Genomic DNA, 20076 nt, shown 5'->3' with positions numbered 1-20076 from the left:
ACGACATGCTGGCGCAGCGCGACGACATTTACACGTTGCGGGACGAACTGAAATCCCTCAGGGATATCCTCGAGGATTATCCCAGCCTGGAAGACCGGCTGGTCGGAACCGGCATCCTGCGCAAGGAGACGGCGAGTGTGCTGGGATGCCTGGGTTATGTGGGTAAGGCAAGCGGGCTGGAGTTTGATGTGCGTGTCCACGCACCGACGGCACCCTGGGGTCAGCTGGCCATCGAGCCGGTCGTCCACCGGAGCGGTGACGTGATGGCCCGCGTCCTGGTGCGACTGGACGAGATCGAGCAGTCCCTGTCGCTGATCTACCGTCTGATCGACCGGTATCAGCCCGAAGGTGAGGCCTGTATGGCGCTGCCGGCCGCCAGCGACCGGCTGGGGCTGGCGAGTGTGGAAGGCTGGCGCGGTGAAACAGTGCATTATGTGCGCATGAATGCAGACGGGACCATCGCCCGCTGGTTCCCCCGGGATCCGAGCTGGCTCAACTGGCCGGCACTCGAGCAGCTGATCGAGGGCAATATCGTGCCGGACTTCCCGGTCTGCAACAAATCGGTAAACGGTTCCTATTCGGGACACGACCTCTGAGGACTGGCCATGTATCGTGTGCTGCGCAAAATTTTTTCCACGGGCATCGTGACCGAACCCGTTGAACGTGATGCCACCTTCGAAGCGCTGGGGCAGGCGGTCAAGCGAGGGGTGGACCGGCATTTTCAGGGCGCCCTGAACATCCGTCAGGTGGATGCCGGATCCTGCAATGGCTGCGAACTGGAAATTCATGCGCTGAACAACCCCTTCTACGACATCGAGCGTTTCGGGATCCATTTCGTGGCCTCCCCCAGACATGCCGATCTCCTGCTGGTCACCGGTCCGGTGACGCGGCACATGGAGGCCGCACTGCGCCTGACATGGGAGGCGGCCGCTGACCCGAAATGGGTGATTGCAGCGGGGAGTTGTGCGGCAGGGGAAGGCATCTATGACGAAAACTATGCCTGCGTGGGGGCCGTCAGCAAGGTGATTCCGGTGGATCTGGTAATTCCGGGCTGTCCGCCGACACCCGAGATGCTCCTCAAGGGCATTCTGGCGCTGATGGAATCGCCGGCCATGCAGCGCCGCTGAAAGGCCTGTCCGCAGTGCTCTTGCCAGCACCCTGAAAAGCGTTTAATGTGTGAAACATTGTGAAACGCCTTTCAAGGGATTGCCCGCTTGTCTTCATTTGACCGTATCAAGGCGCGTCGCTTCAAGGCGCGCCAGCCTCTCTCGCACCTCAGAGTCTATCTGAAGGTCCGGCGTGGCTGGCTGACCCATGAATGGGTGCAGGTGCGCCCCCTGGAGTTTGGTCTTCAAGGCATGGTACTGCGGACTGACGAGCAGTTCGGGCCGGGTGATCGCATGACCCTGTCCGTGCAGTTCCTGCTGGAAATGGGGGATCTGCGGCTGGATACGCTGGAAGCCCGCGTGGTCAGTCGTGAAAAGCATTGCAGTTGCTTCAACTATACCTGCGAGTTTGCCCCCGAACGGATGAAGAACTGGTCTCATGCCGTGAAAGTGCTGGCCAGTATCGAGGCGCTGCTGTCCCGTTATGACGCCTTGGTGCGCAAGCTGGATGACGGCCCGCTGGGCCAGAACCGCCTGAATACACCTTAATCTCCCGAGGATTGTCCCCCTGTCCGGCGTCACCTAAGATAGTGGGCAGGAGGCATCATGAGTTCAGACAAAAGACCACCCGCCACACGTACCCGCCGGATGCTCAGGCTGGCCGGCATGACGGCATCGGTTGCCGGACGCTATGCCCTGACCCGGGTCAGGAATGCTGTCAACCGTGATGAGGCACAGCAGGAGGCCGTCCGCCGCGCCCAGTACGAAGCCATGGCCGAAACCATTACCGAGACGCTGGGGCAGCTCAAGGGTGCGGTGATGAAGGTGGGCCAGATAGCGTCCCAGACACAGGATTTTCTGCCCCGGGAGTTTTCCCAGGCTTTGCAGCGGCTGCAAAAGGAAGCGCCGCCCATGCCCTGGGAAGTGATTGCCGAACAGGTGCGCCGTGAGCTGGGCGGCAACCCGGAAGATCTGTTCGCGCGTTTTGACAGGACACCCTGGGCGGCCGCTTCCATCGGTCAGGTGCATCGTGCCCGGACTCACGATGGCCGCGAGGTGATTGTGAAGGTGCAGTATCCGGGGGTGGATGATTCCGTGGATGCGGATCTGCGGCAGCTCAAGCTGGCCTTCCGCCTCAGCGGTCTTGTGCGCATTCCGCCCGAGAGCCTGGAGCAACTCTTTAACGAGATTCGCGAACGGTTGCACGAAGAGCTGGATTACGAAAACGAGGCGCGCAACATCCAGGCTTTCCGTCAGTTTCACGCCGAGGACGAGGGGGTCCTTATTCCCGCCGTGGTCAATCCGCTGTCAAGCCGGCGGGTGCTGACCATGGAATATGTGGAAGGCGACCATATTGAACAGGTAAAGCCGCCGCGTTATGACCAGGAGGCCATCAATCTGATCGGGCACCGGCTGTTCAGGACCATGGCCGATCAGTTGTTCCGTTTTCATGCCATTCATGGCGATCCGCACGCGGGCAATTTCGCCTTCCGGCCTGATGGCACGCTGATACTCTACGACTTCGGATGTGTGAAGAAACTCAAGCCGGAAATTGTTGCCGCCTACCGTGAGGCGCTCAAGGCGGCACTGAGCGAGGACTATGGGGCACTGGACCGGTGTCTGATCGATCTGGGTGTGAGGGTGCATGACCAGCCCGCGGTTGACCCGGACTACTACGCCGTCTGGCGGGATGTGTTCATCCGGCCATTTGCCAGCCACAGCGAACCCTATGACTTTGGCGCCTCGGATCTCCATCAGCGTGTGGCGGAAAAGCTGCCGCTGGTCATGCAGCATATCCGGCATTTTCAGCCGCCCGTCGAAACCCTGTTCATAGACCGGATGATCGCCGGTCACTACTGGATGCTCAAGCGACTCGGGGTGCAGGCCGCTTTCAGGGACGAACTGGAGCGTTACCTTGCCGACTGAAATCCCCGTCAGGATCCGGTGTGTGGTGACCGGCCTCCCGGACGATACGGACCCCCTCCGGTCACTGTTACCTGACCGGGAATGGAACGCCCTTGGAGCGGGGGCGGAGGCTCAGCGACCGAGACTTGTGGCCCGTGCATTGGTCAGGCGAGTGCTCGGAGAACAGCTCGGATGCCCCCCGGCCGACGTGCCCCTGGCGCGCTCTGATCTCGGCAAGCCGTACGTGCCCGATAGCGGCATGGCTTTCAGTCTCTCACATACCCGAACCGCGGTGGCACTTGCCTGGAATGCGGCGGATACGGATGTGGGGATTGACCTGGATCGCCGGTCTCATCCGGCTGCCGGACGCCTGGCCCGCCGCTTTTTCCGGGCGGAGGAAGCAGATGGGTTGTCCGCACTGGAGAAGGGGCGGGAGGACGCCTTCATGCAGGCCTGGTGCCTCAAGGAAGCCACGCTCAAATGTCTGGGACTCACGATTGCGGGGCATCTGAACACGCTGACGGTGATCCGCTGGCAGCCACTCAGGGTGCAGGCGCCGGTTCGGACCGGTTTGTGGTCGCCGGGACCGCATCATTGGCTGGCGGTGGCGTGCTCTACGCCTTTTGTGCTTGAGGCTGAGACGCCCCCGCGGCCGTTTTCGGGGTGTCTGCCGCTGTCCCATCCGGTGTGGATGTCTGACTGATGCGTGATCGCAGCTCGTTCAGTGCACGCTGTGCCGTCCTGGCCTCCGATCTGGCCGCACTCAGCGCCGCAGAAAGCTCGTTCACGCGCGTTTCAAGCGCATGACGTTCGGTCTCCGACTGCAGGAGAGCCGTTTTCGCATTCTCGAGCTCAATTCGCAGGGCGGTGTTTTGCCTGTCCATGTCGGCGAGTGCGGTGCGGCTGGCTTCCAGTGCCTGCGACTTCTCCGAAAGCGCCGTGTTGGCTGTGCTCAGGTCCCGGGTCAGGGTGGCGATTTGTTGTTGCAGCGCACGCATCTGTTCATCCGCTTGAGCCACTTGGTCTGTCAGGCCGGAGAGACGCGCTGAAAGCTGTGTGTTGTCGGCCTGCAGGCGGGTAATCGTCTCTGTCTGTGCGTCAATCTGTTTCTGGCTATCGGATTCGAGCTTGCGCAGCCGCTCTTCAAGTGATGCCTTTGACTGTGTGAGTTGTGACAGGGTCTCCGTCTGTTGTGCGAGCGTCGCTTTGAGTCGGGCATTCTCCTCCAGGGTGCTTTTCAGCGTGGTCTGTGTCTGGGCAAGCTGCTGCTTTACGGACGCCAGGGTTTCGCCTGTCCGGCTGAGCTCGGAGCGGGTCGAGCTCAGATCCGCACTCACGGCAGCCTTGGCCTGGGCGGTATCCTCCAGTGCCCGTACCAGTCGCTCGGTCTGAGTCTGAAGCTGCATCAGGCGGGTCTCGGTGGCCGTGCGAGTACGCTCCTGCAGCACGGAAAAATACACGACGCCAGCCAGTGCCACCAGCGCAGGGATCAGGAAAATCCAGAGCCGGCGCTGTAGCCGTTGCATGTGCTGATCCCGGGCCTGAATCCCGGCAAGCTGTTTTTGTATCTCATTGAGTTGCTTCCCGACTTCCTGCTCCCGGCGGTCAAGTGTGTCGCGCAGACGGGCAAGGCTGGCCTCCTGTTCGCGAAGACGCTTTTGCTGCGCGGCCAGGTCATTCGTTTGCTGCCGCAGCTTCTGACTTTCCTGTCTGACCCGGTCAGCCTCTCGTGCCATCTGTTTTTCACGCCGCTCCAGTTCCCTGAGCTTGCGGTTCAGCTCACGTTCGCTCGTCATGCCGCCCTCTTTCTGATCTATGCCTGATTCAAAGTGTAGACCACCACAGGCCGATGTGGGACGTGTCAGAGTGTCTCCAGGGCATCCACATCCAGACGCCACTGGAACGTGGGTGGCAGCTTGGGTGCGCCCCTGGGGTGGGCATCCAGCCAGTGGGCAAGGAAGTGGCGCAGGCGAGCGCGGTTGTCGTCCTGAATCCAGAGTACGGCCCGGTAACGCTGACGCTTGCGGGCAATGACCGCGGGAAAGGGACCGGTCAGAAGTGGACCGTTGTGTGTGGCGCCCAGCTGCGCCAGTGTCTGGCGCAAGGTCATCATGCCCGCTTCGGTTTCGGCCTGGGTTCGGCCCTCGCCCCAGAGCGCGACCAGCTGCACGTAGGGGGGCAAGCGATGCAGACGCCGTCGTTCCAGCTCTTCACGGGCAATGCTGGCGTAATCATGCCGGGCCAGTGCCTGAATCACCGGATGTTCGGGGAAGCGGGTCTGCAGGATCACCTGGCCCTGTGATGCCCGGCGACCGGCCCTGCCGGCGACCTGGATCAGCTGCTGAGCCATCCATTCCGTCCCCCTGAAGTCCGCACTGAACAGCCCCCCGTCCGCATTGAGGATGGCCACCAGCGCCAGGTTGGGAAAGTCGTGGCCCTTGGCCACCATCTGTGTGCCGACCAGCAGGCACGGCTCTCCGGCGTGTACCCGTTTGAGCAGGCGGGGCAGATCCCGGCCCTGTCTGGCCGAATCCCGGTCAATCCGGACCACGGGGAAGTCAGGAAACAGGCTTTCCAGCACGTCTTCGGTACGCTCTGTCCCCGAACCGATAGGCGCCAGCGTGGCCTGTCCGCAGGCCGGACAGGTTTCCGGCACGCTGTATCGCTGGTCACAGTGATGGCAGGCCAGCTGCCGGGGCTGGCGGTGCAGGGTCAGGCGCACGTCACAGTGCCGGCACTCGGCTATCCACTGACAGTTGTCACAGCTGAGCACCGGCGCATAGCCCCGCCGGTTGATGAACACCAGCGCCTGCTGCCCCTGATCCAGCGTTTGCTGCAGTGTCTGGATCAGCGGCTGGGACAAACCGGCCTGAAGCGGGCGGGTCCGTACATCCAGTACCCGTACGCCTGGCATGGGCGTCGTCTGGGCCCGCTCGGTGAGCCGATGGTGGATGTAACGGCCACGTTCCGCATTCATCAGGCTTTCCAGACTGGGGGTGGCCGATCCCAGTACCACAGGAATTTTCAGCTGGTGGGCGCGAACGACGGCCAGATCCCGTGCATGGTAGCGGAAGCCCTCCTGCTGCTTGAAGCTGGTGTCATGCTCCTCGTCGATCACGATAAGCCCCGGCCGCGGCATGGGCAGGAAGAGCGCGGAGCGAGTGCCGATCAGTACATCGGCATGGCCATACCTGGCCCGCAACCAGGTCAGCAGACGCCCGCGGTCGGTCATGCCGCTGTGGTAGAGCGCAACACGCTTTCCGAAAACGGCTTCGAAGCGGGCGGCAAACTGAGGTGTCAGCCCGATTTCCGGAACCAGAATGAGGGCCTGCGTTCCCCGGGATACGGCCTGGTGCGCCAGCCACAGGTAGATTTCCGTCTTGCCGCTTCCGGTGACACCTTCCAGAAGGTGTGCGCTGTCCGGTGCGGCCAGTATGGATTCGGCAATCCGGGCCTGCGCCGGTGTCAGGGAGTGGGGAAGGGGGCCAGCGCATCATGCGGCACAGACCACGGGGAGGATTGTGTGACGCTGACCACCCCGGCCTGAATGGCCCCTCTCAGGACTGCCGGAGAGATGCCTTGCGCTTCAATGTCCTCCCGCCTGACTGCACGACCGGCATGCATGAGCAGTTGCCTGAGTGCCTGACGGGCAGCCGACAGGCGCACGCCGGCTTCCGCTTCCGTTTGCCATGTGCAGAGCGTGTCACCGTACCGGGCTTCCAGTGCAGCCAGCGGCTGGTCACTCTTGAGTGCGGCCGGCAGCATGGCGGCCAGGACTTCACCCGGCGGATGGTGATAATATCGCCAAGCCCACCTGGCCAGATTCATGAGTGAGGTATCCAGAACCGGTGCATCATCCAGAACACGGCAGATGGGCCGCAGCCGTGCCGGATCCGGCAGGGGGCCGTTTGTCGGGGGCACGACCCATCCGGTGACCTCGCGGGACCCGACGGGCACCCGTACGCGCATGCCGGGCAAGGGTATCGCCCCGTCAGCCGGAAGATAGCTGTACGTTTGCCTGACAGGCAGGGGAACCGCAATTTCAATACTGGTCAGTGAGTCTGAGGACACGTGCAATCCGGGCTTGAGGTCGGGAAAATTTCTGGTATGATTGCGCCTTCCCTGTACACCGATCATACTGTGATCAACTGGCCGGCGCGTCATAGCTCTTGTGTAGCGCCAAGTGTGCAACATCCTTGCGGTGCCCGGCAAGCTCATCGACCGGGTAGCGGCAACTGATTGAGGTTAAGGTAATGAAAAAAGGCATTCATCCGGATTATCAGGAGATTACCATCAGCTGCAGCTGCGGTAATACCATCAAGACCCGTTCCACGCTGTGCAAGGATCTGCATGTGGACGTGTGCTCAAACTGCCACCCCTTCTACACCGGCAAGCAGAAGGTTATTGATGCAGGCGGTCGTATCGACCGGTTCAAGCAGCGTTTCGGTACACGCATCAACCGCGGGTGACAGCGGGTACAGGATTCGGAAAAGGGCGCCAGAGGGCGCCTTTTTTGATGGCGCCACGTGCGGGCGGTTGAGGCCCGTGTGCAAACATACGATAATGAGTGCCCTGACGCGCGTCTGCGACCATAAAAGGGTGCCGCCACATAATAACGATACACCATCGGGCTCTCCGATCACGAAAGACCAGGATACAGTGCAATGACAAAAGACTTGAAAGAAGCCGCATTGAAGTACCATGCGCATCCGCGGCCCGGGAAAATCAGCGTCGAGGTGACCAAACCCACGGAAACGGCCGAGGATCTGGCGCTCGCCTACAGTCCGGGTGTGGCCGAGCCTGTGCGCGAAATCGCCCGGGACCCCAATGAAGCCTACCGCTATACAGCCAAGGGCAACCTTGTCGCAGTGATCTCCAATGGCACTGCCATTCTCGGGCTGGGGAATCTGGGGGCGCTGGCAAGCAAGCCGGTCATGGAAGGCAAGGGGGTTCTGTTCAAGCGATTTGCCGGAATTGATGTCTTTGATATTGAAGTGAATACTCAGGTTCCCCAGGAATTCATCGATACCGTTGCCCGAATCGCGGATACCTTTGGCGGTATCAACCTCGAGGACATCAAGGCGCCCGAGTGTTTTGAAATTGAGCGCAAGCTGATCGACCTGTGCAACATTCCCGTATTCCACGATGACCAGCACGGCACGGCCATTGTTACTGCGGCCGGCATGCTCAATGCGCTGGAGCTCCAGGGAAAGACCGTGGAGTCAGCACGAATCGTCTGTCTGGGGGCCGGAAGTGCGGCCATTGCCTGCATGAAGCTGCTCATCAGTTGTGGTGCGGATCCGGCCAACATCCTGATGCTGGACAGCAAGGGGGTGATTCACACGAAGCGTGAAGACCTCAATCAGTACAAGGCCATGTTTGCGGTGGAGACGGACAAGCGTACGCTGGCAGATGCGCTGGATGGCGCTGACGCCTTTGTTGGCCTGTCTGCACCGGACGTTCTGACGCCGGACCTGCTTCGGCTCATGGCGCCCAACCCGGTCATTTTTGCCTGTGCCAACCCGGATCCCGAAATTCGTCCCGAGCTGGCGCTGGCCACCCGTGACGATATCATCATTGCCACAGGCCGCTCCGACTATCCCAATCAGGTCAACAATGTGCTCTGCTTCCCGTTCATCTTCCGCGGGGCGCTGGATGTCAGGGCTACCTGCATCAATGAGGCCATGAAAGTGGCCGCCGTGGAAGCCATTCGCAGTCTGGCCAAGGAGCCCGTATCGGGGGAGATCGCCAGGCAGTATGGACGTGAGTCGTTTGAATTTGGCCGGGAATATATCATTCCCAAGCCGACGGATCCGCGTCTGCTGACCCGGGTTTCGGATGCGGTGGCCAGGGCGGCGGTGGACAGTGGCGTCGCGCGCCTGGGTTATCCGTCTCATTATCCGCTTCAATCACTTGAGGACATCCGCATTCCGGTATAGACGTGGGATGGGGGGGTATTGCCTCGTGGCAGGCCCCACCTGACAGACACCGGAAGCAAAAAAGCCGGCGATCGTTCAGATCGCCGGCTTTCTGTCAGAAGAGCAGCTCGGCCGGCACCTGATCCGGTGCCTCGGTGGTGGCATTATCCGTCGACCCGGGATTGCTGTCTGCTGTGGGCGCATACTCCTCGCGGAAGTACTCGAAGAGCACGTTCTCTGTCCACGCGTCGGCCGGTTTTCCGGTTCGGGCATCAATGCGAATGGAAACAATGCCGGGAGGTTGGGGGCGGATGTACTCGGGTACACCTCGCAAGGCTTCTTTCATGTAATCCATCCAGATGGGCAGCGCTGCACGGGCACCGTACTCCCGTCGCCCCAGGGATTGCGGTTCGTCGTAACCCACCCAGACCGACGTTACAACATGATCTCCGTAACCTGAAAACCAGGCGTCCACCTGGTCATTGGTGGTGCCTGTCTTGCCTGCCAGATCCCGTCGCCCCAGTGCCCTGGCCTTGCGGCCGGTGCCCTTGCGAATCACATCCTGCAGCATGCTGTTGAGAATGTAGAGCGCGCGCTCGTCGGCGACACGCTTTGCGGGCCGGACAGGTTCCGGCAGGCTTTCAGGCAGGCATTCGGGGGGCTCGCATGCCTGGACATGGGGTTCCCGATAGACAACGGTGCCGGTTTGCGATTCCACCCGGTCAATCAGCCAGGGCGTTACGCTATAGCCGCCATTGGCGAGCATGGCATATCCACGCGCGACCTCCAGAGGGGTAAGTGCAGCGGAACCCAGTGCCAGAGAAAGATCCCGGGGGAACCGGGACGTGTCGAAGCCAAAGCGTTCCAGCGCGTCAATCAGCGTGTCGATGCCCATCTTTTGCAGCAGGCGGATGGAGACCAGGTTGCGCGACTGATAAAGTGCTTTCCTCAATCGTGTCGGCCCCAGAAACTTGCCCGAGGAGTTTTCCGGACGCCAGGCTGTTTCAAGTTTGGCGTCATTGAAAACAATGGGGGCATCGTTGACCAGTGTGGCAGCGGTCATGCCCTGCTCCAGGGCCGTCAGGTAAACAAAAGGTTTGAAGTTGGAACCTGGCTGCCTTGCAGCCTGAATGGCCCGGTTGTACTTGCTCTGTGCAAAATCAAAACCACCCACAACAGCCAGCATGGCGCCGTCTGTGGGATTCAGTGATACCAGTGCCCCTTGGACCTGTGGCACCTGCGCCAGTGCCGCCTCCTGATCGGAAATGGGTTCCACGTACACCACGTCACCGACCTTCAGGATGTCGGCAGGCTTTTCGGTGCCGGTCCCTGATTGTCCACGTCAATCCTTGGCCAGGCCCATTTCATCTGTTCAAACGGCAGTATCATGCTTTTTCGCTGGCGATTGATTCCCTGCGCCTGCTGGTCATCCATGCTGGTGATGACAACGGGTTCCAGTCCACCCAGAGGCGGGTAATTCCGCAGAAGGGTTTGCAGCGTGTCGTCATCCAGGGGTTGCCCTTCGGGCAGGCGGCCCGCAGCGCCAAGCCAGCCATGTCTGCGTGAATAGGCGAGCAAACCTTGCCGGACCGCTTTCCGGGCTGCGCGCTGAAGGCGGCTATCGACCGTGATCCATGCCTTGTAGCCTGCTGTATAAAGATCGTCGCCCAATACCTGGCGGAGCTGCTGCCTGGCCATTTCGGCAACATAGGGCGCGGCCAGGTCGGGCTGTGTGCCATGATAGCGGGCCGTTACGGGAGTCTGGGTGGCGTCTGCCCACTGCGCTTCGCTGATGTAACCCAGATCCTTCATGCGCCCGAGGATCCAGTCCCTGCGAATTTTTGCTCGCTTGGGATTGATGATCGGGTTGTAGCGGGAGGGGGCCTTGGGCAGCCCGGCGATCATGGCGGCTTCGGCAATGCTCAAATCTGTGACGGACTTGCCATAATACACATTTGCTGCGGCTTCTATACCGTATGACCGGTTGCCGAGATAGATTTTATTCAGGTATAACTCAAGGATCTCGGGTTTGGTGAGCTCCTGTTCAATTTTCAGAGCGAGAAAGATCTCATTGAACTTGCGCGTAAACGTTCTTGCCTGAGAGAGGAAGAAGTTCTTTGCGACCTGCATGGTGATGGTGCTGCCCCCCGACTGGATGGACCCGGTTGAGATCAGCTGCACGGCGGCGCGGGCCAGCCCGATGGGGTCGATGCCGAAGTGTTCGTAAAAGCGTGCATCTTCTGCTGCAAGAAACGCCTCGACGACGTGGCGGGGGACATCTTCAATCTGCACGGGCGTGCGTCGTTTTTCACCGTACTCGGCAATGAGCTGATCATCGCGGCTGTAGATGCGCAGGGGGGTCTGGAGTTTCACATCCCGGAGTTGTTCCACATCGGGGAGGCGGGGTGAAAGGTAGAGATACAAGGCGCTGGCAGCAAGCAGACCAGCGCACAGGCCGGTCAGGACGGACCAGCCGAGAAATCGTAACAGGCTCACAAAATAAAACATATTTTCCCTGACATCCTGTGAATGTATGTCTATTATTTGAGAAACTTCTTTAGGTCAACTTGGGCTGATGTATTATAAGCACAAAGACGGCTTCGTTTCAGATCAAACCGCGTGAAGACGTGTACGCTTTTGTAAAATCCTGAACGGTAACCGGTTGGAGAAGGGATTGACGTGTTCGGACTATTCGGCAAAAAGAAGCAGGCCCTGTTGGGGATTGATATCAGCTCCACAGCGGTCAAGCTCATTGAGCTTGGGCAGCAGGGCGGCCGTTACCGCGTAGAGAGCTACGCAGTGGAGCCTCTGCCTCCCAACGCAGTGGTCGAGAAAAACATTACTGACGTCGAGGCCGTCGGAGAGGCCGTCAAGCGTTGTGTTGCCAAGGCCAAGACCAGCACCCGTCTGGCTGCTGTCGCCGTTGCGGGCTCGGCTGTCATCACCAAGACCATCCAGATGCAGGCAGGCCTCAAGGACTCCGAGATGGAGAACCAGATCCAGCTTGAGGCCGATCAGTACATTCCTTATCCCCTGGACGAAGTGGCCATCGACTTTGACGTGATCGGACCCAACCCGAACAATCCGGATCAGGTGGATGTCCTGCTGGCTGCGTGTCGTCGTGAAAATGTCGAGATGCGCGAAGATGCCCTGGAAATCGCGGGGTTGCAGGCGAAGGTGGTTGACGTGGAGGCTTTTGCGATGGAGCGGGCCTACAGTCTGATCGAGCCTTCGCTGGAGCGTACCGGTGAGGAACTGACGGTTGCCATCGTGGATATCGGTGCGACCATGACCACACTCAGCGTTCTGGCAGACGGCGTGACGGTCTATACCCGCGAGCAGCTGTTTGGCGGGCGTCAGCTGACAGAAGAGATCCAGCGCCGCTATGGCTTGTCACTGGAGGAAGCCGGCATGGCCAAGAAACAGGGCGGTTTGCCGGATGACTACGAGCCCGAAGTGCTCGAGCCGTTCAAGGATGCGGTTGTACAGCAAGTCCATCGCTCAATGAACTTCTTCTTTTCTTCAACACCTTATAACGAGGTGGATTACATCATTCTTGCCGGTGGTACGGCATCCATTGCCGGCCTGCCGGAAAAGGTACAGGAACACATGGGCATTCCCACGCTGGTGGCCAATCCGTTTGCCGACATGGCACTCTCTTCCAGGGTCAATGCATCGCTTCTGGCCAATGATGCGCCATCGTTGATGATTGCCTGTGGACTGGCCATGAGGAGTTTTGACTGATGGCAAAAATCAATCTGCGGCCCTGGCGGGAAGAGCTCAGGGCAGAAAAACAGAAACAGTTTCTTACCGCGCTTCTCGGCGTGGCCATCATTGCCGTAGGGTTGGGTTTTCTCTGGCACCAGCAGGTTCTGCGCCAGATTGAATACCAGGAGCAGCGCAACAACTTCATTCGCTCTGAAATGGCTCAGCTCGAAAAGCAGATCCGGGAAATTCAGGATCTGAAGAAAAAGCGCAAGGAGCTGATTGAGCGGATGCGCGTCATTCAGGATCTGCAGGGCAAGCGTCCGGTCATTGTTCGCATTTTTGACGAATTGGTACGGACATTGCCGGACGGGGTGTACTACACTAGTCTCGTTCGTGAAGGCGATACGCTCAGGATCAGCGGCCTGGGTGAATCCAACAGCCGCATTTCAAGCCTGATGCGCAACCTTGACCGGTCGCCGTGGTTTACAGAGCCCAACCTCACGTCCGTCAAGGCCGCAGAAGACGGGGATCGGGAAGGCATGAGTGCCTTCGAGCTGACGGTCAGGCTTGAAACGCCGGAAGAGCAGGATACATCCTCCGGGGCACGGAGCTAGGTGGAGCGAAGAATGAGTCTGGCTGAATCGATACAGAAACTGAACGAACTGGATCTGAGCGATCTGGACGTCAACAACGCGGGTTCCTGGCCTGCACCGGTAAAAGCGTTTGTCTGTCTGATCGTGTTCGCTCTGGTACTTGCCGGCTTCTACTGGTTTGATATCCAGGAGCTGAACAATCGACTGGAAAGTACGCGTAACGAGGAACCAAAGCTCAAGCAGCAGTTCGAGGACAAGGCCTACAAGGTGGCCAACATTGACGCCTATCGAGAGCAAATGGCTGAAATGGAGCGCTCATTCGGTGCGCTGCTCAAGCAATTGCCCAGTGATACGGAAGTGCCCGGATTGCTGGAGGATATTTCAACCTCGGCGGCACAGTCCGGCCTGAATCTGCAGGCCATTGATCTTCGCCCCGAGGTGTCAAAGGAATTTTACGTGGAGTTGCCGATTGATATTGCGGCGACAGGTGGCTACCACGAAATTGCGACCTTTGTCAGCAGTGTGGCCGGCCTGCCACGTATCGTGACGCTGCATGATTTTGCCATTCAGAAGAGCAAGGACAGCAATCTCCTGTCCATGAAGATCCAGGCGAAAACCTACCGCTATAACGGACAGGGTACGAAAAAGAAAAAGAAAAAGGGAGCGAAGAAGAAATGATGCGCAAACTTGCTTCCGTACTTCTTGTGCTGACTGCTGCGGTGCTTTCCGGTTGCGGTGGTAGTAACGACTTTTCTGACCTGGAGGCATTCGTGGCCGAGGTCAAGGCGCGTCCGAAAGGCAGGATTGAGCCTCTGCCTGAATTCAAAACCTATCAGGCGTTTACCTATAGCGCAGCCAACCTGAGGTCACCTTTCCAGCCGCCTCAGGAAGTCAAGCTGGCAGAGGTTGAAAACAAGCCCAAGAGCAATATCAAGCCGGACTTTGACCGGCCCAAGGAGCCTCTGGAGGCCTTCCCGTTATCCTCCCTGCAGATGGTGGGTACCATCCGCAAGGCCGGTGATCCGACGCTGTATGCGCTGATTGCTGATGATCAGGGCGGAATTCACCGGGTCAAGGTGGGCAACTATATCGGCAAGAATTTCGGGCGGATCACCAAGCTGGATGAGACGCACATCGAAATCGTTGAAATCGTGTCCGACGGGCAGGGTGGCTGGTTCGAACGGCCTCGCTCCCTGTCGATCAAGAAGTCATAAATGGGATTCAGGGCAGAAGCCAAGAGTAATAGGGCGGAGAATACGATGGTAAAGCGTTTGAAAACACTGCTGATGGTTGTTGGGGGCCTTGTGGCGACGGCAACCGCCTGGGGGCAAACCTGGTCGGAATCGACTTTGCTGCCTTGCCCGGTGACCGGACCGAGATCAAGCTCAGCTTTGACGGGACACCGCCACAGCCAAAAGGGTATGCCATTGAGCAGCCTGCACGGATTGCACTGGATCTGCCGGGCGTTTCAAGCAAGCTGAGTGAGCGTTACCATCAGCTCTCCACAGGGAATACTCAGAGCGTCACGGTTCTCGAGGCTTCAGGTCGGACGCGTGTTATTGTCAATCTTCTGTCTCTGGTACCTTATGCCACCCGCGTGGATGGCAACGCGCTCATCGTCCAGTTGGGGGCCAAGCCCGGTGCGGAAGCACAAACCAGCACTGCCAGCGCGGCGACCGTTTCCATGCCTGTCGCGACGGCCAGTGCAGATGCTGCCATTGCGAATGTGGATTTCCGCCGGGGTGAACGCGGAGATGGTCGTGTGGTCATCGAGCTGTCCAATCCCAAAATCGCGGTGGACATGAGCGAAGAGTCAGGACGGATCAAACTGGTCTTTAATGATGCCAAGCTGCCGACCGAGTTGCGTCGTCGTCTGGATGTCATTGATTTTGCCACGCCTGTCACCCTGATTGATGCGTATGAAGAAGAAGGCAACGCGGTGATTGCGGTCAAGGCACAGGGTGAGTATGACTATCTGGCGTACCAGACAGAAAATGTCTTCACGCTGGCAGTGGAACCCCTGACTGCCGACGAGGCCGAGCAGCGCAAGAAGGAAAAATTCCCCTATACCGGCGAGAAGCTGTCCCTCAACTTCCAGGATATCGAGGTGCGGAGCGTATTGCAGCTGATTGCCGACTTTACCGGCCTGAACCTTGTGGCCAGTGATACTGTAGGAGGCCGCATTACACTGCGTCTGCAGAATGTGCCCTGGGATCAGGCGCTCGAGCTGGTGCTGAAGACCAAGGGCCTGGACAAGCGCAAGGTCGGAAACGTCCTGCTGGTCGCGCCGGCCGAGGAAATCGCTGCACGCGAACGCCTCGAGCTGGAGGCGAACAAGCAGGTGCGCGAACTGGCACCGGTGCGTCTGGAGGTCATCCAGATCAATTACGCCAAGGCGGCAGATCTGGTGGAGCTGCTCAAGCAGGACAAGGACCTGATCTCCGAACGTGGGTTCATTTCCTCTGATGCGCGGACCAATACCATTTCCATCCGCGAAACGGCAGAAAAGATCGCCCAGGTACGCAAGCTGATCCAGACTTGGGACGTGCCCGTGCGCCAGGTGCTGATCGAGGCCCGTATCGTGCGTGCCCGGACGGATGTCACCTCGGATCTGGGAGTGCAGTGGGGTGGCGGTCACAAGGCGGTTCGTGGTCGCAATGTCTACTACGTCGGGGGCAGCAATAACCAGGTCCAACAACAGGCTAACAATAATGGCAGCCCCAACGCCGGTGATCAGGATTTTGTGAGCAACAACTACGCGTTCCCCGATGCCTACGCGGTTGATCTGGCGGTTACCAAGGCCAATACCTCGTCACTGGCACTGGGTTTTGCGCGTGATAACCTGCTCCTGAACCTTGAGCTTTCCGCTCTGGAAGCAGACGGCAAGGGTGAGATTGTCGCTCAGCCCAAGGTGGTGACGGCTGATCGCCAGACTGCACTGATCGAATCCGGTGAGGAAATTCCGTATCAGGAGGCCAGCTCCAGCGGCGCAACTTCGGTCTCCTTCAAGAAGGCGGTGCTGTCACTGGAAGTCACGCCCCAGATCACCCCGGATGACAAGATCATCATGGATCTGCGCGTGAACCAGGATTCCCGCGGTGAAGTGACCGCCGGTATCCCGAGCATCGATACCAACGAGGTCAAGACTCAGGTGCTGGTGGGCAATGGTGAAACGGTGGTGCTTGGCGGCATCTTCACGTCGGAAGAGACCAATACCGTCACCAAGACGCCGTTCCTGGGGGACATCCCCTATCTGGGCCGGCTCTTCACCAAGAAAGAATCCAACAACCAGCGTTCCGAGTTGCTGATCTTCATTACACCGAAACTCCTCAAGAACGGTCTGGTGGAGCAATAAGTCACCAGGCATGAAAAACCACCTTCGGGTGGTTTTTTTCGCCTTGGTTTCGGCGCTGGCCTCATGCTATGCTCCCGACGCAAAGCGACTCAGGAGCAATACGCATGGCAAGTGCCCCCAAAAATGTCGTTCTGGTGGGGCCGATGGGCACAGGCAAGACCACAATCGGCAAACTGCTCGCCAAGGAGTTGGGCTACGAATTCATTGATTCGGATCGGGAGATCGAAGCGCGCTGTGGCGCGGACATCCCCTGGATATTCGATGTGGAAGGCGAGTCCGGTTTTCGGGACCGGGAAACCGCCGTCCTGGAAGATCTGATCGAGATGCCCCACGCAGTGATTGCTACCGGTGGTGGTGCCGTGGTCAGACCGGTCAATCAGGCCATCATGATGCGGGCCGGCGCCATTGTTTATCTGCATACCTCCGTTGATCAGCAATATGAGCGGACCCGCAAGGATCGCCGCCGGCCGCTGTTGCAACAGTCGGATCCCAAGGCGGTGCTGGAACGCCTCATGGCCCAGCGCGAACCCATCTACAGGGAACTCGCAGATATCATTGTCGAAACGGACCGTCGCAAACCCTGGTCAGTCGCACGGGAGATTGCGAAAAAACTGAAGGAGATGGTGCATGTCTGACATGGCGAAGCCACGGAATACGCTGCACGTTGAACTGGGTGACCGGTCTTACCCCATCCATATTGGTCGGGGTCTTTTAGATGAGATGATCCTGATTGCTCCCCTGTTCAGGGCAAAGAAAGGGTTGGTTGTCACCAACGAGACGATTGCGCCCCTGTATCTGGACCGGGTCGTCAAGGGGCTGCAGGCACAGGGTATCGAGGTTGACACCTGCGTGCTGCCGGATGGTGAGTCTTACAAGAAACCGGAAACGCTGATGCCCATTTACGACACCTTGCTCGAAAAGCGCCATCCGAGGAATACCATGCTGGTGGCGTTGGGCGGTGGCGTCATCGGCGATATGGTGGGTTTCGCTGCGGCGACTTACCAGCGTGGGGTTGATTTCATACAGATTCCCACAACACTGCTCTCCCAGGTGGACTCTTCGGTAGGGGGTAAAACCGGCGTCAATCACCCGCTCGGCAAGAACATGATCGGTGCCTTTCACCAACCCCGGGCGGTGCTCATTGATACGGATACGCTCGGCACCCTTCCGGAGCGGGAAGTCTCCGCAGGCCTGGCGGAGGTGGTCAAGTACGGTCTGATCGCCGACTCAGAGTTCTTCGGCTGGCTTGAGCAGCATGCCGACGCACTGCTTGAACGGTGCCCCGATGCACTGGCACATGCCATCCGGGTGTCCTGTGCGACGAAGGCGTCTGTTGTGGCCGAGGATGAGCGCGAGAGCGGCAGGCGTGCCATTCTTAACCTGGGGCATACCTTCGGTCATGCCATCGAGGCCTGGCTTGGTTACGGCAAGTGGCTGCATGGTGAAGCGGTTGCCTGCGGGATGGTGATGGCTGCTGACCTGTCCTGCAGGTTGGGCTGGATCCCCCGGGACGTTGTGCTGAGAACCCGGGATCTCTTGCGTCGGCTGAACTTGCCCGTGACACCGCCGGCGGGTATCACACCCGGAGATTTCTTGCGTTACATGGCTGTTGACAAGAAGGTTGTGAGTGGAAACCTGCGGCTGGTGCTGTTGCGTGAGCTGGGACATGCCGTAGTCACCAGTGAATTTCCGGAAAAAATGCTTCAGGAGACACTGGAGACCTTTTGTCAGAGTGAGGTGTCATGAAGAAAGAGGCGGATGCTGCCGGGCGCAAGTCATTCGATAGCGTACAACTCAGGGCCCTGTTCAATCTGAATGACGACCCTTTCAGAGCGCAGGGAGCATTTTTCCCGGGTGGCGGGCGCCAGTCACTTCTGGACGACTTGCGTCATCAGGTGCATTTTTCCGAGAGATTGCTGGTCCTCACCGGTGAGCGCGGCACAGGCAAGACACGCCTTGTTCGTGAGTTGATCAGGCTGGAGAAAGACGCACTGCATGTCCTGACGGTCGATGGCGCGCGCACCAATCAGCGGGAAGCCCTTGCCCGTCAGCTGGCCAGAGAGCTCGAGCAGCGTCAGCTTGGCGATGTGGACAATGAGGCGCCTTCGGAAGCCTTGTGCACGATGGCACGCAGACTCTACGAGCTGGGACGCAGAACCCTGATTGTGGTGGATAATGCGCAGCAGCTGTCCGATGAGGCATTGGGCTGGATGCTCAACAGTCTGGCTATTCCATGCCGGGAGTATCTCACCGTACTCTGGGTAGGAAGCCCTGAATTGGTGGCTGCTTTGCAGCGGTTGCCGGAAGAGGCGGTACGTGAGCATGTCCGCCAAATGCTGATGAGACCCTTTAGTCGTGAGGAGTCAGATGCCTATGTCCGGTTCCGGCTGGAGCAGGCTGGCTGGAACGGCAAACCGGTAGTGGACGATGAGCTGCTCGAACGGCTCTACGGGATTTCCCGTGGTCTGCCCGGGCGACTGGCCAAGATGGCACCGACCGTGATGGCGGGGGCGGGGCAAGGTTTTCTGAGAAGCGGGCTTCCTGCGTATCGTTGGCTTGGCGGCCTGGCCGTCGGCATTCTGATCGGTTCCGTGATGTATGTTGTCTGGCGCTATCAGCAGGAAGCCAGTGGTGGCCTGTCTCTTCCCGGTGAACCGGCGGAAAGCGTACAGCAGGTTGGCACTGTTTCTCAGAATAGCGGATTGCAACTTCAGCCCACTCCCATGGCGGTTAAGGAAGAGCCTTTGACGCCACTCGCAGAGGACACTGTCACAACAGAAACGAATGCCGGCAAAGGTGAGGATGAGCCTACCGACCCTGAATCGCACGAAAAAAGGCAGAAGGTGGCGCAGCTCTCTCACGCTGTCGAGACGCCGTTGCGCTCCGCCGATGTGCCGGCCAGCCCCTCTGAAGCAACCTCCACTGCATCCCGGGCCGCGTCCGTGGACGGGCTATCGACACTTGACGCCAAGGCATCTTCCGTGGCAGCCTCGGATATGGGGGGCAGCAAACAGCCAGCGACCGGTGAGGCAGAGTCTGGTGACAAGAAAGTAAAGGCTACCCCTGGTACCACGAACGCCAGTGTGACAGCCCCGAAAGCCACCCGGCCGCAGCCCGGGTCGCCGGAGTGGGTACGTTCCCGACCGCCGGAACATTACGCGCTGCAGCTGACCGGATCGGTTAACAAGGCTTCCGCGCTGGCGTTTGCCCGCAAGTGGGAAAAACTGGGTCTGGTTTATGTTGTGGATACGCGCTGGAAGGGCAAGGACTGGTATGTTGTCCTGAAAGGCGACTACGCGAGCAAGCCGGAAGCACGCAAGGCGCTCGCTTCGCTACCGGAAGCGCTCCGCAAGCAGGGCGCGTGGATACGTACATTTGCGAGTGTACAAACCGCGTTGAAGGAATAGGTGAAAAATCTTTTTATAATAAAAAAGAATAACAATTCCGAATCAAATTCTTTATTTTTTTAACAGAACGCTTTAAATTTGAGC

Annotated in this window: 19 protein-coding genes and 1 pseudogene; 15 read left to right on the top strand and 5 right to left on the bottom strand. The window is 59.1% G+C overall.

Annotated elements, in window-relative coordinates:
- Positions 1-5: 5 nt before the first annotated feature.
- The 5 genes from AAIA72_RS08230 to AAIA72_RS08210 all read left to right on the top strand — a co-directional run bounded on the left by AAIA72_RS08230 (position 6) and on the right by AAIA72_RS08210 (position 3714).
- A complete protein-coding gene (locus tag AAIA72_RS08230) occupies positions 6-596 on the top strand; it encodes a hypothetical protein (RefSeq protein ID WP_369602916.1) in 591 nt (196 codons plus the stop codon).
- Between the two features lie 9 nt (positions 597-605).
- Complete coding sequence (locus AAIA72_RS08225) at positions 606-1127, top strand: NADH-quinone oxidoreductase subunit B family protein (RefSeq protein WP_369602915.1); 522 nt, start codon at positions 606-608, stop codon at positions 1125-1127.
- A gap of 87 nt (positions 1128-1214) precedes the next feature.
- On the top strand, positions 1215-1655 hold the full coding sequence (locus tag AAIA72_RS08220) for a hypothetical protein (protein WP_369602914.1): 441 nt from the start codon (positions 1215-1217) through the stop codon (positions 1653-1655).
- A gap of 57 nt (positions 1656-1712) precedes the next feature.
- The gene (locus tag AAIA72_RS08215; protein WP_369602913.1) at positions 1713-3032 is read left to right on the top strand and encodes an ABC1 kinase family protein; all 1320 of its coding nucleotides are present in this window, start codon (positions 1713-1715) and stop codon (positions 3030-3032) included.
- Positions 3022-3714 (top strand): 4'-phosphopantetheinyl transferase superfamily protein, encoded by a 693-nt coding sequence (locus AAIA72_RS08210; RefSeq protein ID WP_369602912.1) that lies wholly within the window; start codon positions 3022-3024, stop codon positions 3712-3714. The genes AAIA72_RS08215 and AAIA72_RS08210 overlap by 11 nt, the downstream gene beginning before the upstream one ends.
- On the opposite strand, the gene AAIA72_RS08205 is transcribed toward AAIA72_RS08210, so the two are convergent.
- The 3 genes from AAIA72_RS08205 to AAIA72_RS08195 all read right to left on the bottom strand — a co-directional run bounded on the left by AAIA72_RS08205 (position 3626) and on the right by AAIA72_RS08195 (position 7082).
- On the bottom strand, positions 3626-4807 hold the full coding sequence (locus tag AAIA72_RS08205; RefSeq protein WP_369602911.1) for a hypothetical protein: 1182 nt from the start codon (positions 4805-4807) through the stop codon (positions 3626-3628). The two genes, AAIA72_RS08210 and AAIA72_RS08205, sit on opposite strands and share 89 nt — an antisense overlap.
- A 65-nt stretch (positions 4808-4872) precedes the next feature.
- Entirely contained in the window at positions 4873-6480 is a 1608-nt protein-coding gene (gene priA, locus AAIA72_RS08200; protein ID WP_369602984.1) for a primosomal protein N', read from the bottom strand.
- Positions 6477-7082, bottom strand: coding sequence for a hypothetical protein (locus AAIA72_RS08195; RefSeq protein WP_369602910.1), 606 nt, complete (start codon positions 7080-7082; stop codon positions 6477-6479). Before AAIA72_RS08195 ends, priA begins: the two co-directional genes overlap by 4 nt.
- A 182-nt stretch (positions 7083-7264) precedes the next feature.
- Between AAIA72_RS08195 and rpmE the strand changes: the two genes are divergently transcribed.
- Positions 7265-7480: a 50S ribosomal protein L31 gene (gene rpmE / locus AAIA72_RS08190; RefSeq protein WP_369602909.1), complete on the top strand. Its 216-nt coding sequence runs from the start codon at positions 7265-7267 to the stop codon at positions 7478-7480.
- A 195-nt stretch (positions 7481-7675) separates the two neighbouring features.
- On the top strand, positions 7676-8950 hold the full coding sequence (locus tag AAIA72_RS08185) for a malic enzyme-like NAD(P)-binding protein (protein ID WP_369602908.1): 1275 nt from the start codon (positions 7676-7678) through the stop codon (positions 8948-8950).
- Positions 8951-9044: 94 nt separating this feature from the next.
- On the opposite strand, the gene AAIA72_RS08180 is transcribed toward AAIA72_RS08185, so the two are convergent.
- Positions 9045-10205, bottom strand: a complete 1161-nt coding sequence (locus tag AAIA72_RS08180; RefSeq protein WP_369602983.1) for a penicillin-binding protein 1A — start codon at positions 10203-10205, stop codon at positions 9045-9047.
- 9 nt (positions 10206-10214) lie between these two features.
- Positions 10215-11437, bottom strand: a pseudogene (locus AAIA72_RS08175) (penicillin-binding protein 1A); the annotation flags it as partial.
- Between the two features lie 171 nt (positions 11438-11608).
- Between AAIA72_RS08175 and AAIA72_RS08170 the strand changes: the two are divergent.
- From AAIA72_RS08170 to AAIA72_RS08135, 8 genes are all read left to right on the top strand, one after another.
- Complete coding sequence (locus AAIA72_RS08170) at positions 11609-12673, top strand: pilus assembly protein PilM (RefSeq protein WP_369602907.1); 1065 nt, start codon at positions 11609-11611, stop codon at positions 12671-12673.
- On the top strand, positions 12673-13251 hold the full coding sequence (locus AAIA72_RS08165) for a PilN domain-containing protein (RefSeq protein ID WP_369602906.1): 579 nt from the start codon (positions 12673-12675) through the stop codon (positions 13249-13251). Before AAIA72_RS08170 ends, AAIA72_RS08165 begins: the two co-directional genes overlap by 1 nt.
- Before the next feature lie 12 nt (positions 13252-13263).
- The gene (locus tag AAIA72_RS08160) at positions 13264-13908 is read left to right on the top strand and encodes a type 4a pilus biogenesis protein PilO (protein ID WP_369602905.1); all 645 of its coding nucleotides are present in this window, start codon (positions 13264-13266) and stop codon (positions 13906-13908) included.
- Positions 13905-14444 carry a pilus assembly protein PilP gene (locus AAIA72_RS08155; protein ID WP_369602904.1) on the top strand — a complete coding sequence of 180 codons (540 nt, stop codon included), beginning with the start codon at positions 13905-13907 and terminating at the stop codon, positions 14442-14444. Before AAIA72_RS08160 ends, AAIA72_RS08155 begins: the two co-directional genes overlap by 4 nt.
- Positions 14445-14587: 143 nt before the next feature.
- Positions 14588-16585, top strand: coding sequence for a type IV pilus secretin PilQ (gene pilQ / locus AAIA72_RS08150; protein WP_369602903.1), 1998 nt, complete (start codon positions 14588-14590; stop codon positions 16583-16585).
- Positions 16586-16689: 104 nt separating this feature from the next.
- Positions 16690-17220, top strand: a complete 531-nt coding sequence (gene aroK / locus AAIA72_RS08145; protein WP_369602902.1) for a shikimate kinase AroK — start codon at positions 16690-16692, stop codon at positions 17218-17220.
- Positions 17213-18331 (top strand): 3-dehydroquinate synthase, encoded by a 1119-nt coding sequence (gene aroB / locus AAIA72_RS08140; protein ID WP_369602901.1) that lies wholly within the window; start codon positions 17213-17215, stop codon positions 18329-18331. Before aroK ends, aroB begins: the two co-directional genes overlap by 8 nt.
- Positions 18328-19992 carry an AAA family ATPase gene (locus AAIA72_RS08135; RefSeq protein ID WP_369602900.1) on the top strand — a complete coding sequence of 555 codons (1665 nt, stop codon included), beginning with the start codon at positions 18328-18330 and terminating at the stop codon, positions 19990-19992. The genes aroB and AAIA72_RS08135 overlap by 4 nt, the downstream gene beginning before the upstream one ends.
- The last annotated feature ends 84 nt before the right edge of the window (positions 19993-20076 follow it).

Source organism: Thermohahella caldifontis, from assembly GCF_041153465.1.
In the GTDB taxonomy this organism is placed as follows: domain Bacteria; phylum Pseudomonadota; class Gammaproteobacteria; order Pseudomonadales; family Oleiphilaceae; genus Thermohahella; species Thermohahella caldifontis.
This window is presented reverse-complemented; position numbering and strand designations above follow the sequence as displayed.